At 38.7% G+C, this 222-nt stretch carries 1 protein-coding gene; it reads left to right on the plus strand.

Going from position 1 to position 222, the window contains the following annotated elements; all coding sequences use genetic code 11:
* Positions 1-222: TonB-dependent receptor (locus tag HJW02_RS13335; RefSeq protein ID WP_208050731.1), on the plus strand; the 222-nt coding region annotated here is incomplete at both ends.

The raw sequence follows: 222 nt of genomic DNA on the forward strand, positions 1-222 counted from the left end.
GGATATGACTTATTATAGCAATATCACAAAGAATCAGATTGTAAGTATTGATGTCCCGTTGTCAACAGGTTACTTTGCTAATAATATCAATGCCGGAAAGATTGCCAATAAGGGTGTCGAAGTAACTTTGGGCTTGACTCCTGTAGAAACACGTAACTTTAAATGGGACTTGGATGCAACGTTTGCTTCTAATAAGCAGACTGTAGAAGAGTTGGCTGAAGG

It is taken from the genome of Akkermansia sp. GGCC_0220 (assembly GCF_017566105.1).
In the GTDB taxonomy this organism is placed as follows: domain Bacteria; phylum Verrucomicrobiota; class Verrucomicrobiia; order Verrucomicrobiales; family Akkermansiaceae; genus Akkermansia; species Akkermansia massiliensis.